Origin of the sequence: Caballeronia sordidicola (genome assembly GCF_002220365.1) — a bacterium.
GTDB classification, from domain to species: domain Bacteria; phylum Pseudomonadota; class Gammaproteobacteria; order Burkholderiales; family Burkholderiaceae; genus Caballeronia; species Caballeronia sordidicola_C.
This window is the reverse complement of the sequence record NZ_MTHB01000191.1, coordinates 19,099-32,942: the sequence shown is the minus strand read 5'-3', so window position 1 is coordinate 32,942 and position 13,844 is coordinate 19,099. Positions and strand designations below refer to the sequence as shown.

General features: G+C 58.1%; 12 protein-coding genes. 7 read left to right on the top strand and 5 right to left on the bottom strand.

Annotation, left to right across the window (positions count from 1 at the left end; all coding sequences use genetic code 11):
- Positions 1-127: 127 nt before the first annotated feature.
- Together clpA and clpS are read right to left on the bottom strand one after the other, a co-directional pair.
- Positions 128-2,428, bottom strand: coding sequence for an ATP-dependent Clp protease ATP-binding subunit ClpA (gene clpA, locus BSU04_RS26975; protein ID WP_089163433.1), 2,301 nt, complete (start codon positions 2,426-2,428; stop codon positions 128-130).
- Complete coding sequence (clpS, locus tag BSU04_RS26970; protein ID WP_031359828.1) at positions 2,425-2,739, bottom strand: ATP-dependent Clp protease adapter ClpS; 315 nt, start codon at positions 2,737-2,739, stop codon at positions 2,425-2,427. Before clpS ends, clpA begins: the two co-directional genes overlap by 4 nt.
- A gap of 642 nt (positions 2,740-3,381) precedes the next feature.
- Here clpS and BSU04_RS26965 point away from each other — a divergent pair.
- Positions 3,382-3,588, top strand: coding sequence for a cold-shock protein (locus tag BSU04_RS26965; RefSeq protein ID WP_035497884.1), 207 nt, complete (start codon positions 3,382-3,384; stop codon positions 3,586-3,588).
- Between the two features lie 102 nt (positions 3,589-3,690).
- Here the strand turns inward: BSU04_RS26965 and BSU04_RS26960 are convergent, their stop codons facing one another.
- From BSU04_RS26960 to icd, 3 genes are all read right to left on the bottom strand, one after another.
- Entirely contained in the window at positions 3,691-4,281 is a 591-nt protein-coding gene (locus BSU04_RS26960; RefSeq protein WP_089163432.1) for an ImmA/IrrE family metallo-endopeptidase, read from the bottom strand.
- A gap of 20 nt (positions 4,282-4,301) precedes the next feature.
- The gene (locus BSU04_RS26955) at positions 4,302-4,826 is read right to left on the bottom strand and encodes a hypothetical protein (protein ID WP_089163431.1); all 525 of its coding nucleotides are present in this window, start codon (positions 4,824-4,826) and stop codon (positions 4,302-4,304) included.
- Positions 4,827-5,029: 203 nt separating this feature from the next.
- Positions 5,030-6,283, bottom strand: coding sequence for an NADP-dependent isocitrate dehydrogenase (gene icd, locus BSU04_RS26950; protein WP_089163430.1), 1,254 nt, complete (start codon positions 6,281-6,283; stop codon positions 5,030-5,032).
- A gap of 424 nt (positions 6,284-6,707) precedes the next feature.
- Here icd and BSU04_RS26945 point away from each other — a divergent pair, with 424 nt between their 5' ends.
- From BSU04_RS26945 to BSU04_RS26920, 6 genes are all read left to right on the top strand, one after another.
- The gene (locus BSU04_RS26945) at positions 6,708-7,286 is read left to right on the top strand and encodes a pseudouridine synthase (RefSeq protein ID WP_089163429.1); all 579 of its coding nucleotides are present in this window, start codon (positions 6,708-6,710) and stop codon (positions 7,284-7,286) included.
- Between the two features lie 329 nt (positions 7,287-7,615).
- Entirely contained in the window at positions 7,616-7,813 is a 198-nt protein-coding gene (locus tag BSU04_RS26940; RefSeq protein WP_089163428.1) for a hypothetical protein, read from the top strand.
- Positions 7,814-8,152: 339 nt separating this feature from the next.
- On the top strand, positions 8,153-8,608 hold the full coding sequence (locus tag BSU04_RS26935; protein ID WP_256983332.1) for a DUF192 domain-containing protein: 456 nt from the start codon (positions 8,153-8,155) through the stop codon (positions 8,606-8,608).
- A gap of 440 nt (positions 8,609-9,048) precedes the next feature.
- On the top strand, positions 9,049-11,154 hold the full coding sequence (fusA, locus tag BSU04_RS26930) for an elongation factor G (RefSeq protein WP_089163426.1): 2,106 nt from the start codon (positions 9,049-9,051) through the stop codon (positions 11,152-11,154).
- Between the two features lie 190 nt (positions 11,155-11,344).
- Positions 11,345-11,845 (top strand): cupin domain-containing protein, encoded by a 501-nt coding sequence (locus BSU04_RS26925; RefSeq protein WP_089163425.1) that lies wholly within the window; start codon positions 11,345-11,347, stop codon positions 11,843-11,845.
- Positions 11,846-12,116: 271 nt separating this feature from the next.
- Positions 12,117-13,802 carry an ABC transporter substrate-binding protein gene (locus BSU04_RS26920; RefSeq protein WP_089163533.1) on the top strand — a complete coding sequence of 562 codons (1,686 nt, stop codon included), beginning with the start codon at positions 12,117-12,119 and terminating at the stop codon, positions 13,800-13,802.
- Positions 13,803-13,844: the final 42 nt, after the last annotated feature.

Here is a 13,844-nt window from a genome sequence, read left to right as displayed (position 1 = left end):
TTCGTTCGCTGTGATCAACTCACGGGAGGTTACCCCTCCAGGATTGCGCCCATGCTGGGTGCACCAAAGAAAACGGCGCGGACCAAAGTCCGCGCCGCTTTTTTTTACGAAAGCCTGCTGGGAATGCTTACTCGACCTCGACCGCTTCCGGATTCGGATTGCGCGGCACCGGGCTTTCGTCGAACGTGAGCGCGACCTTGTCGTTCTCGTCCACATCCACCGTCACACGCCCACCCGACATCAGCTTGCCGAACAGCAACTCGTCCGCCAATGCACGACGAATCGTGTCCTGGATCAGGCGCTGCATGGGACGTGCGCCCATCAGCGGGTCAAAACCGTGCTTCGCCAGATGTGCGCGCAAGCCGTCGGTAAAGACCGCGTCGACCTTCTTCTCATGCAACTGGTCTTCGAGTTGCATCAGGAACTTGTCGACCACACGCATGATGATTTCTTCATCCAGCGAGCGGAAGCTGATGATCTGGTCCAGACGATTGCGGAACTCAGGCGTGAACATCCGCTTGATATCGGCCATTTCGTCGCCGGTTTCCCGACGGTTCGTGAAGCCAATCGCCGACTTTTGCATCGCTTCGGCACCCGCATTCGTCGTCATGATGATGATGACGTTGCGGAAATCTGCCTTGCGACCGTTGTTGTCGGTCAGCGTGCCGTGGTCCATCACCTGCAGCAGCACGTTGTAGATATCCGGATGCGCCTTTTCGATTTCGTCGAGCAACAGCACGCAATGCGGCTTCTTCGTGACGGCTTCAGTCAGCAAACCGCCCTGATCGAATCCGACATAGCCCGGCGGCGCGCCAATCAGCCGGCTGACCGCATGACGTTCCATATACTCGGACATGTCGAAGCGCAGCAATTCGATACCCAGCGTGAACGCCAGTTGCTTCGCCACTTCCGTCTTGCCGACACCTGTCGGGCCTGAGAACAGGAACGCGCCAATTGGCTTGTCCGTCTTGCCGAGACCCGCTCGCGCCATCTTGATGGCGGCGGCGAGTGCGTCAATAGACTGATCCTGCCCAAACACCACGCTCTTCAGGTCACGATCCAGCGTCTGCAACTTGCTGCGATCGTCCTGCGACACGCTTTGCGGCGGAACACGCGCAATCTTCGAGATGATTTCCTCGATCTCGTTCTTGCCAATGGTCTTCTTCTGCTTCGACTTCGGCAGGATGCGTTGCGCCGCGCCCGCTTCATCGATTACGTCAATAGCCTTGTCCGGCAAGTGACGGTCCGTGATAAAGCGTGCCGACAATTCAGCCGCCGCGGACAGCGCACCTGACGAATACTTCACGCCGTGATGTTCTTCAAAACGCGACTTGAGACCGCGCAGGATGGCGATGGTCTGCTCGACTGTCGGCTCAGCAACGTCGACCTTCTGGAAACGACGCGACAACGCTGCGTCTTTTTCGAAGATCCCGCGATATTCCGTGAACGTGGTCGCGCCGATGCACTTCAACTGCCCCGACGACAACGCCGGCTTCAGCAGATTCGATGCATCCAGCGTACCGCCCGAAGCCGCACCCGCGCCAATCAGCGTGTGAATTTCGTCGATGAACAGCACCGCATGCGGGCGTTCCTTCAACTCTTTCAGCACCGTCTTGAGGCGTTGCTCGAAATCGCCACGGTATTTAGTACCGGCCAGCAATGCGCCCATATCGAGCGAATACACTTGGGCGTCCGCGAGAATGTCCGGCACTTCGCCGCGCGTGATGCGCCAGGCAAGCCCTTCGGCAATGGCGGTCTTACCCACGCCAGCCTCACCGACCAGGAGCGGATTGTTCTTCCTGCGACGGCACAGCACCTGCACCACACGCTCGACTTCCAGTTCACGGCCAATCAGAGGATCGATCTTGCCGTCTTTCGCGAGCTGGTTCAGGTTCTGCGTGAACTGCGCAAGCGGCGTTTCCTTTTGCGCAGCCGCGTCTTCCGCTTCGGGATTCGCGTCGCTGCTGGCCTTCGCGGCGTCACCCGTATTCGTCTTCGCAATGCCATGCGAGATGAAATTGACGACGTCGAGGCGCGTTACTCCCTGCTGTTGCAGGTAATAGACGGCATGTGAATCCTTTTCACCGAAGATAGCGACAAGCACGTTCGCGCCGGTCACTTCCTTTTTTCCGTTCGATGTCGATTGCACGTGCATGATCGCGCGCTGAATCACGCGCTGAAAACCAAGCGTTGGCTGGGTATCGACATCGTCCGTGCCGGGCACGGTCGGGGTGTTGTCGTGAATGAAATTGCGCAGGTTTTGACGCAAATCTTCAATATTTGCTGCGCATGCGCGCAACACTTCAGCCGCGGTCGGGTTGTCCAACAAGGCCAGTAAAAGATGCTCGACCGTAATGAACTCGTGCCGCGCCTGACGTGCTTCCATAAACGCCATGTGCAGACTGACTTCCAGTTCCTGGGCAATCATGCTTCCTCCATCACACACTGCAGCGGATGACCCGCTTGCCTCGCGTGGCTAACGACTTGCTCAACTTTGGTCGACGCGATGTCCCGCGTATAGACCCCACAAACTCCCCTGCCCTCGCGATGAACCTTCAGCATGATTTGCGTCGCAGTCTCACGATCCTTATTGAAATGTTCCTGCACGACGAACACGACGAATTCCATCGGCGTGAAGTCGTCATTCAGCAGCACCACTTTGTACATGGACGGCTGTTTCAGCTTTTGTTCCTGCCGCTCCAGTACGGTGCCATCCTGCTTGTTGGGATTGATCGCCATACGCCCATTCTAAACAACTCGGACAGGCTCGCCATCTCGCCAAAACTCCGTTCGCTATAAGAGCCGAAACAGTGTCGCCGCACACTTCGCGTAACCTGTCGCTTGCTGAATTCCGCCAGCCTTCGTGACACAGACCAGCCCTCTTGAAACACCGTTGAATCCAGTATCGCACAGCTCTCAAAAAAACGAATTGTCCACTCGGACGCGGCCTGCCTTGGGCACTGCCTTGGCCACAGAATTGGCCACATTTACCGCCAAGACTGGCTAAGTGATCCACTCGTCTGGATCACTCGTGCGACCAACTCGTGCAACCCGCTGCGGCGGCTGGCAATAGCCGCCTGCTGCCGGTACTGCACATGTGCGTCGATTATGCGACTTTTCAAGATGGCGCGCTTGTGCGGCGGGATACGCGCAAAGCGGGAAAAACCCTTGAAATGAGGTCTTTACAACGTCTTTACGGCCATCTCAAAATTTTCTTGACACTTGATTTAAGAGATTAAACAATCAAATTGGCACTTTTTTCCGAAGCGTTTCAGGTGAAGAAAGGCCGCGGTGAGCTTGTGAGGAGGGGGCGGTCCACATTGTGGGTTGCCGGGCTTTTCGAGCGTGCTCGTGGTAGCGACGAGAGTGAGAGGGGAAGTGATGTCAACTGGTACGGTCAAATGGTTCAACGACGCGAAAGGCTACGGATTCATCACGCCCGATGAAGGCGGCGAGGATCTGTTTGCTCATTTCTCGGCGATACAAATGAATGGTTTCAAGACCCTCAAGGAAGGCCAGAAGGTCAGCTTTGAGATCGTCCAGGGACCCAAGGGCAAACAGGCATCGAACATCCAGGAATCTGCCTGACCGTTCGACAGCGCGCTGTCCTCGAAACCCGGCGTTACGCCGGGTTTTTTTATTTGCGCGCGATGGACGAAACAATCCCGGGACGCGCCCAGGATTTCTTTTCTATTGGTGCTTGCCAATTCCGACATTCCTCAATCGGAACTCCATGGCCGGATGGGAAACGCGAAATTTGACCGCCATCACATCGATAAAGCGTGTCAACGGCATTTTTTCGGTGTTGTGCTCCGCCTTGTATGCATCGATTACTCGACGTCCCAACGATTCAATGAGTTGTTGTGGCATCAACAGTTCGGCAGCAAAGCGATTTGCCTCGGATTCGTAACTGTTCCAATAGGATTCGCTGCGATTCATAGTGCTTTTGTCGTCGATAAATTCGTGGCGATCGGTGGATCTGTGCATGCAAAAGTGCGCTATTTCGTGAGCCAGGGTGAATCGACGCCTTGGACCATAGGCATTTTCCGCCGGATTGATCCAGACCTTCGCCGGCCCTTTGTGACTCAGCGTTATCTTGCCGATCGTATTGGCCGCGCCAGGATCCGCATGTTCGGTCACCTCGATATGGAGCAGCCTCGCGATCTCGTCGACGTCGATGGGTGGTGCGGCCTCCACCATGTCGTAATGGCGTTCGGCCATCAAAAATGCCGCCAACGCTGCTGTAGTTCGCAAGACAGGTATTGCGGAAACGATTGCCATATTCTCCCCTCCCAAACGGTCTAGGCACTTTCCAAATCGCTGGCGATGCGAGACAGCGCATCGTGCTCGCTGCGTGCCCGCGCCTTACGCTGGTTCGCGCCGTCCAGTTGCGCACGCATCACTTCCCTGAGTTTTTCCTTTACCTGATCGTCGAAATGCTGGACCACTTCGGCGTTCTTCATGACTTCTTTTACTACTTCGACCGCGCACCCGTTAGTGCGGGCCATTTCGCCCACCAATGCCGCAAAGGCGTCCGCGACATGGCGTTCTTTCTCTATGGCGAAATGCTGTGTGAATATCAACCCCGCCGTGGTCAGGAAAACGGCTACCGCCGCGATCATGAGTGTTGAATAGACGATGTATGTGTTCGCGATGGAAATTGCGTCGGCGCCGCTCGTGAGGCTTGTTGAACTAAAACGGTTTATCAACGTGAACGCCACAACACCCCCGACTACGCCGCCAGCGAGGCCGCCAAGCAAACCGCGCGTTTCGTGAGCGAGCCAGCGGCTGAGCAAAGTATTGAGGCGCGCATTCTGGTGAGCCATAAGCATGTCCAGCGAGATGAACTGTATAAAAACACATAGGTTTGTCCAGGGAATCGAGGGTATCACTCCGCTGCCGTGAAAAAGTCGCTTGCGACAAGTTTTGACAGAGCTGTGCAGAGTGGCCTAATCGCTGCCGCTCTGCCCATGAAAAAAGCCCCGGCCGAGTTACTCGCACCGGGGCTTTCCTTGAAGCTTGGCCGAACTTACATGTTTTCGATCAGCACCTGCCCGAAGCCGGAACATGAAACCTGCGTCGCACCTTCCATCAAACGCGCGAAGTCATACGTCACACGCTTTTGCAGGATCGATTTTTCCATCGACTTGATGATGACGTCCGCTGCCTCGGTCCAGCCAAGGTGGCGCAGCATCATTTCCGCCGACAGGATTTCCGAACCCGGATTCACGTAGTCCTTGCCGGCGTACTTCGGCGCTGTGCCGTGCGTGGCTTCGAACATGGCCACCGAATCCGACATGTTCGCGCCCGGAGCAATGCCAATACCGCCAACCTGAGCCGCCAGCGCGTCCGAAACATAATCGCCGTTCAGGTTCAGCGTGGCGATCACGTCGTACTCCGCCGGGCGCAGCAGGATCTGCTGGAGGAACGCGTCGGCGATAACGTCCTTTAGCACAATGTCGCCGCCCTTCGGGCTCTTGATCTTCATCCACGGGCCGCCGTCGATGAGTTCTGCACCGAATTCCTTCTGCGCCAATGCATAGCCGAAATCACGGAACGCACCTTCCGTGTATTTCATGATGTTGCCCTTGTGCACGAGCGTGACGGTGTTGCGATTGTGGTCGATGGCGTACTGGATCGCCTTGCGAACCAGGCGCTCCGTGCCTTCACGCGACACCGGCTTGACGCCGATACCCGACGTTTCCGGGAAGCGGATCTTCGTCACGCCCATTTCTTCGCGCAGGAACTTGATGACCTTCTTCGCCTCTTCCGACTCGGCCGCCCACTCGATGCCCGCATAGATGTCTTCCGAGTTCTCGCGGAAGATGATCATGTTGACCTTTTCCGGCTCGCGCACAGGCGACGGCACGCCCTTGAAATACTGCACCGGGCGCAGGCAGACATATAGGTCGAGTTGCTGGCGCAGCGCGACGTTCAGCGAACGGATGCCACCGCCGACTGGCGTGGTAAGCGGCCCTTTGATAGAAACGACATATTCCTTCAGCACGTCCAGCGTTTCATCCGGCAGCCACACGTCCGGGCCATAGACCTTGGTGGCCTTCTCGCCCGCGAAGATTTCCATCCAGTGGATCTTCTTCTTGCCTGCATAGGCTTTTTCCACCGCTGCGTCCACGACCTTGATCATCACCGGCGTGATGTCCAGACCCGTACCATCGCCTTCTATAAAAGGGATGATCGGCTGGTCGGAAACGTTGAGCGAGTAATCCGCATTAACGGTGATCTTGTCACCGCCCGTCGGAACCTTGATGTGCTGATACGGCATGGTCGACTCCAAAGATGGCTGGGCTAGCTAACTACAGAAATGCGCAGAATGCGTACGGAAATTCGGCGAAAAAGCGGACGAATGAACGGTGGCAGGGCCGCCGGCGCCAATGCCGGCGCGGCGCCCGAGGCGACCAGAAAGGTATTCTAGCCCACCGTGCAGACGCCCTGCCCGGCTCCCATTTCGCCGCATTGCAACAAATCGGGGAATGCGAGCGCGGTCCGAAGTCCGTCCGCTGATGCTTTCGCCGCAGTTGTCGCTGCGACCGACCGTTATACGATCCATGTCTTATGTCTTATATAAGACCTAGGGTTTGGTGTTTCGAATTATGCATTAATATCGCGCCATCCGCCATAGCCGGATTCCCGCGCGGCGCTTGAGCGCCGGCTCGTTTCCTTGTCGCGTCTCCTCATCGATTCCCACCATGCCGCTGCTTGCTCTTAACAAACCGTTCGGCACGATCTGTCAATTTTCGCCGCACGAGAAGCACCCTTCGTTAGGCGTTTGGGTGAAGACGCCCGGCGTTTATCCGGCCGGCCGCCTGGACACAGACAGCGAAGGCCTGCTGCTCCTCACCGACGATGGCGCGCTTCAGGCGCGTATCACCGAGCCCCGTCACAAGCTGGTCAAGCGGTATTGGGCACAGGTGGACGGCGCGCCCGACGCACACGCTCTCGAACGTCTGGCGGCAGGTGTGGACCTGGGGGAATTCGTGACGCGGCCGTGCGACGTTAAGCGGGTGGAACCCGTGGAATCGGTGGACCAGCTTTGGCCACGTAACCCGCCTATCCGATACCGCGCCGCCATTCCGACCACGTGGATCGAACTGTCGATCAGCGAGGGACGTAACCGGCAGGTGCGTCGAATGACCGCAGCAGTCGGATATCCAACACTGAGGCTGGTGCGCGTGGGTATCGGCGCGCTGGATATATTCAGTCTCGGCCTGGCACCGGGCGCATCGATCGAACTGCCCCCGCGCGCGCCCTGGAGTGGCATCGGTTAAGAGTTACGTTTCACTTGAACCCGGACATTACAAATTCATTTCGTCTTCCAAACAATTATCTCCGTACGATTCCGCAAAAACACGTCAACGGACTTCCGGCGTGCGGCGTTATTCGCTGCAGATGCCTTAAAACCGCCATCCGGCATTAGCGAAGAACTGCAACACACAGCCAGCATGCGAAGGCTTTATGTAAGGTTTCAAGCGCTCGCAGCGGGATCGAAGTTTTGTTCGAATCTCCTGTCAACCAAAAGGTGGATGGCTCGTTTACCGACATGACTCCATCGACCGGGTCACAAGGTTAAATCAAACTAAAGCTGAGGATTCACAACATGAACAAACTGATCGCTGCTCTCGTCGCTGGCCTGTTCGCAACGGCTGCATTTGCACAAGCTTCGGCCCCGGAAGCATCGGCTCCTGCAGCTGCTTCGACCGCTCACAAGGCAACGCACAAGAAGTCGACGACGCATAAGAAGGCTACGCACAAGAAGGCAGCTTCGGCTGCAGCTGCTTCGGCCGCGTCGGAGTAAGTTGGTAATAGATCGCGGTAACGCGACGCTACACCAAGCAGTGCTGCCGCGAAAGCGGCATTGAAAGGCAGACACCTGCAAAGGTTTCTGCCTTTTTCTTTGGGTCTTCGGATCGGGTGGGTTATTTGCGCGATGGTATCCCCACACCCGCTTTTTGTCGGCGTGCCCGCGCTCAAGTAACATGCGCCAGTCTTCACTGATTCTTCAGCTAACCGGCTTCATCTCACCAGGAGTTTCGCCGTGCGTCTTTCATGGCTCTCGCCCCGTTCGGTTTCATCGTTTGATCTTGGCCGTCTAGTGCGCCGCGCGCTTGTTGCGTTTTCCGTTCCGCTCGTTTCGTTGATTGCAGTCGCGCCGCTGGCAGCACACGCACAACCGCTGGCCGCAGAAGCAGGACAAATGCCGCCGGGTGCGAAAAAGCCCGCCGATTTCCCGCACACGAAACTCACTGCGGGCATGTATGTGATAGACGCAGCCGTGGCCGCGAACGATGCCGATCGCGAACAAGGCCTGATGTATCGCACGAAGCTCGAGCCCAACGAAGGCATGCTGTTCGTCTTCAATGAAACGGCCGTGCACTGTTTCTGGATGAAAAACACCCTCATCCCGCTGTCGATCGCGTTCATGCGCGCGGACGGAACGATTACGGATATCGACGAAATGCAGGCCGAGACGGAAAACAACCACTGCCCGCGCAACAATGGTGTGTTCGCACTGGAAATGAGCAAAGGCTGGTTTGCATCGAAAGGGCTTCAGCCAGGCATGCAGATCAAGGGGTTGCCAGCAGTCCAATAACATACTCCGTGGAGGGTGCCTGAACGGCTTGCATAGTCGTCAACGCGCGCCCACCCGGCGTCACTTCCGCGAGTACGGTCATTTATGCCCGAAGCCGGCTGCCCGCTTGTTGCGTGCGCCGGCTTTCTGCTTTTCTCCTTACAGAGCCAAACGCAGAGCCAAACGCAGAGCCAGACGCAGAGCCAGACGCAGGACCCAGCGCAACTCCCCGCAGGCCCCGACTCAAGTCGGTGCCCGGAACATCGCCCGCGCGTCATCAAAGATTCATCTTTTTTGCCGAGCTGGCGAGAATCCTGCAAAGACCCTGTCGACGCGCTATCCTGATAAACCAGCGAAGCGCTCACCAAGCACGACAAAGCAAAGCTTCGCTCCGGAGCCGCCGGCCGGGCCATCAAGCCAGGTTCGGGTTTTTAGCTCCACCCAATCAACAGGAGGTTCAAGTGCCCCGCAAGACTCCCATCGACCGCTATCGGAATATTGGTATCAGCGCTCATATCGATGCCGGCAAGACCACCACCACCGAACGCATTCTTTTCTACACCGGTGTGAATCACAAAATTGGTGAGGTTCACAACGGCGCGGCCACGATGGACTGGATGGAGCAGGAACAGGAGCGCGGCATCACGATCACCTCTGCCGCCACCACGGCCTTCTGGAAAGGCATGGCGGGGAATTATCCGGAACACCGGATCAACATCATCGATACGCCAGGGCACGTCGATTTCACCATCGAAGTGGAACGCTCGATGCGCGTGCTCGATGGCGCCTGCATGGTCTATGACTCGGTCGGCGGCGTTCAGCCGCAATCCGAAACGGTCTGGCGCCAGGCAAACAAGTACAAGGTGCCGCGCATTGCGTTCGTCAACAAGATGGACCGCGTGGGCGCCGACTTTTTCCGCGTGCAACGGCAGATCGGCGAACGCCTGAAAGGCGTCGCCGTGCCTATGCAGATCCCTGTAGGGGCGGAAGACCACTTCCAGGGCGTGGTCGACCTGGTCAAGATGAAAGCGATCATCTGGGACGAAGCCAGCCAGGGCGTGCTGTTCGAATATCAGGAAATCCCCGCCAACCTGCTCGCAACTGCCGAAGAATGGCGCGAAAAGATGATCGAGGCCGCCGCGGACGCAAATGAAGCGCTGATGGACAAGTACATCGGTGGTGAGGCGATCAGCGAAGACGAGATCAAGGCGGCCATTCGCGCGCGCACGCTCAGGAGCGAGATCGTCCCCATGTTCTGCGGCAGCGCGTTCAAGAACAAGGGTGTGCAGGCCATGCTGGATGCGGTGATCGATTATCTGCCGTCACCGGCGGACGTACCCGCCATCATGGGCGTGGACGAGTACGACAAACACGCGGAACGCCATCCGACCGACGAAGATCCGTTCTCCGCGCTCGCCTTCAAGATCATGACGGACCCGTTTGTGGGCCAGTTGATCTTCTTCCGGGTGTATTCGGGCGTGGTGAATTCCGGCGATACGGTCTACAACGCGATCAAGGAGAAGAAGGAGCGGCTCGGCCGGATTCTCCAGATGCACGCGAACGAGCGTCAGGAAATCAAGGAAGTGCGCGCCGGCGATATTGCCGCGGCCGTGGGTTTGAAGGAAGCGACGACCGGTGACACGCTCTGCGATCCGGCTCATCCGATCATTCTCGAACGCATGATCTTCCCGGAACCGGTGATCTCCCAGGCCGTCGAGCCGAAGACGAAACCCGACCAGGAAAAGATGGGTATCGCGTTGAACCGGCTGGCGCAGGAGGATCCGTCGTTCCGCGTGCAGACCGACGAGGAATCCGGCCAGACCATCATTTCGGGCATGGGCGAGCTGCACCTGGAAATTCTGGTGGATCGGATGCGGCGTGAGTTCGGCGTCGAAGCGACGGTCGGCAAACCGCAGGTTGCGTATCGCGAGACGATCCGCATCCCGGTCGAAGATATTGAAGGCAAGTTCGTCAAGCAGTCGGGTGGTCGCGGCCAATACGGTCACGTGGTGCTGAAGCTGGAACCACAAAAGCCGGGCACGGGTTACGAATTCGTCGATGCCATCAAGGGCGGTGTCGTGCCGCGCGAATACATTCCGGCGGTCGACAAGGGTATTCAGGAAACACTGAAAGCCGGCGTGCTGGCGGGGTATCCGGTGGTGGACGTGAAGGTGACGCTAACTTTCGGCTCCTACCATGACGTGGACTCGAATGAAAACGCGTTCCGCATGGCTGGATCGATGGCGTTCAAGGACGGCATGCGCAAAGCCAAGCCGGTGCTGCTCGAACCGATGATGGCCGTGGAAGTGGAAACACCTGAGGATTTCATGGGCAACGTGATGGGCGATTTGTCATCACGCCGCGGGCTCGTGCAGGGCATGGAGGACATTGCGGGCGGTGGCGGCAAGCTCGTGCGCGCCGAGGTGCCGCTGGCTGAAATGTTCGGCTACTCGACCACGCTGCGCTCGCTCACTCAGGGCCGCGCCACGTACACGATGGAGTTCAAGCACTATGCCGAAACGCCGAACAACGTCGCGGAAGCCATCGTGAATTCGAAGTCCAAGTAGACGTTGCCAGGCTCGACAAGTCGAGTTGGGTGATTGAATGACCTACTGACCTAATGACCTGACGACCTGACGACGTAACGAAGTCCGTTGTTGCCTCCCGGCGGCAACGGACTTTTTTTGGGCTTATAGCCGGAATGAAGCTAGCGTAGATCGACGGCGGCTTTTCCACGGATCGGAGGAGATAAAGAGAATGAGCGACGAACATCAGCACGACCATGAGCACGAGCACACCGACTGGCGGGAGAACGGCGTCAAGGTGATCAAGGGCGATCAACTCGATACCAACACCGCGCAGACGCCCGGCATGAATCGCGCGGCGGCAATCAACGCGGCGCGGGTAGGTGCGCAGAAAATCTGGGCCGGCACGGTGACGATCCATCCGAACGCGAAAACCGGCGCGCATCATCACGGCGCGTTGGAAAGCGTGATCTACGTCGTGCGCGGACAGGCGCGCATGAAGTGGGGCAATCATCTGGAATTTACTGCTGAAGCCGGACCGGGTGATTTCATTTTCGTGCCGCCGTACGTGCCGCATCAGGAAATCAATGCGCTCACCGACGAACCGCTGGAATGCGTACTCGTGCGCAGCGACAACGAGGCGGTGGTGGTGAATCTGAATATCGATGCGGTGGAGGAGCCCGAGGAAGTGTTCTGGGTCGACCCAATTCATAAACATCCGCATCAGCATTGAAAATGACGGTATGACGACACGGAGGCGCGGAATTTTCTACCGCCCTTCTGACGCATGGCCCGAAAGTTTTCAGCAAGCTTTTCCGCAGCGTCGCGGCTATCGGAGCAGCATGCGCAATTAATTGGCACATGAAACGCGCGCCGGGAATCGGAACACAATTTGCTCCGCTAAACTGAAAGCGCATCCAATTGCGTCGCTGCCGCGGTCCCTCGTTGGATGGCGCAGTATCGTCGAGTCAAAACAACAACCGAACCCCGAACCGGACAGCCCGATGAAAAAGACCGTAACCGATCTGGACTCGCTTTCCCCCTTCAATGCAGCGCTGGAACAGTCGAGGGGATCGGCGGGAGAACTCGGCAACCATGCAATCGACGAATTCAAGGCCGGCCGGCTGTCGCGGCGCGAGTTACTGAGGCACGCGAGCCTGCTGGGCTTATCGATGGCCGCCGGGGGGTTGATCGGCATGCCGCACGCGCGCGCGCAGGCGCCTGCGGGCAAACCCGGTGGCACGATCCGCGTGGCGCATCTGACGCCGTCGGGCCAGGTCGACCCGCTCACCGTCACCGACCCCGCGGGCCTCGCGCTGATCAATCAGACGGGCGAATTCCTGATCGACGATGACGGTCAGGAGCTCAAGCTTAAGCCTTCCCTCGCGCTGTCGTGGAAGCCGAACGAGAAGGGCGATGTATGGACCTTCAAGCTGCGCCCGAACGTCAAGTTCCACGACGGCCAGTCGATGACCGCCAAGGACGTCGCCGCCACGTTCAACCGGCTCGCCGATCCGGCCAGCGGTTCGGCCGCGCTCTCGGTGCTCAAGGGCGTGTTGTCGAAGGGCTCGGTGAAGGTTGTCGACGACATGACAGTCGAGTTCCATCTCGACGCGCCGAACGGCAACTTCCCTTATTACGTCTCCTCGGATACGTACAACGCCGTGATCCTGCCAGCGAATTTCAGCGGCACCTACGAGAAGTCGTTCCCGGGCACGGGGCCGTTCAAGTTTGAAAAGTACACGCCGAAAGTGGGCGCATCGTTTGTACGCAACCCGGATTACTGGGGCGAAAAAGCGCTGCCCGACCGGGTGACGTTCGCGTTCTACGCCGACGAACAATCGGAACTGCTCGCGCTCCAAGGCCGGCAAGCCGACGTGATGGGCGATTTCACCGTGCAGGGCGGGCTCAGCATGATGACGAACCCCGAGTTCAAGGTGCTCGGCGTGAAGTCGAGCGCGCATCGGCAGATGCATATGCGCACCGACACCGGCCCGTTCAAGGACAAGCGCGTGCGTCAGGCGCTGGCGCTGGCGGTGAATCGCGACGTGCTCGTGAAGGGGCTGTTCAAGGGCCGCGCTGCGTTGGGCAATGACAGTCCGTTCTCGCCGGTGTTTCCGTCCAGCGACCTGTCCGTGCCGCAGCGCAAGATCGATGTCGCGAAGGCAAAACAATTGCTGGCGGCAGCAGGCGTGCCGAACGGTTTCGACGTCACGCTCACGACCGAGAAGTACATGGAGATTCCCGATCTCGCGGTCGTGATCCAGAACGCAGCGAAGGCGGTCGGCATTCGCATCACGCTGAAGGTGGAAAGCCAGGAGCTGTATTACGGCGCGGGCACGTACGGCAAATCGGACTGGCTCGATTCGCCGCTCGGCATCACGGATTACGGACATCGCGGCGTGCCGAACGTGTTTCTCAACGCACCGCTGACCAGCGAAGGCACGTGGAACGCGGCGCATTTCAAGAATCCGCAATACGACAAGCTGGTGGCGGATTTCGTGGCGGCGCTCGACGTGGCATCGCAGAAAAAACTCTCAGGGCAAATCCAGGCCCTGTTGCTCGATGAAACCCCGGTCGTGATCCCCTATTTCTACGATCAGCTGATCGTCACGCGGGCGAACGTGAAAGGCGTGCGCTTCAATGCGATTTCGCAGTTGTATTTCCAACGCGCGACCATCGGCGCGTAGGTCGTTCGTTGAGTCTCGCGCTCATTAAAACCAGCTTGATGA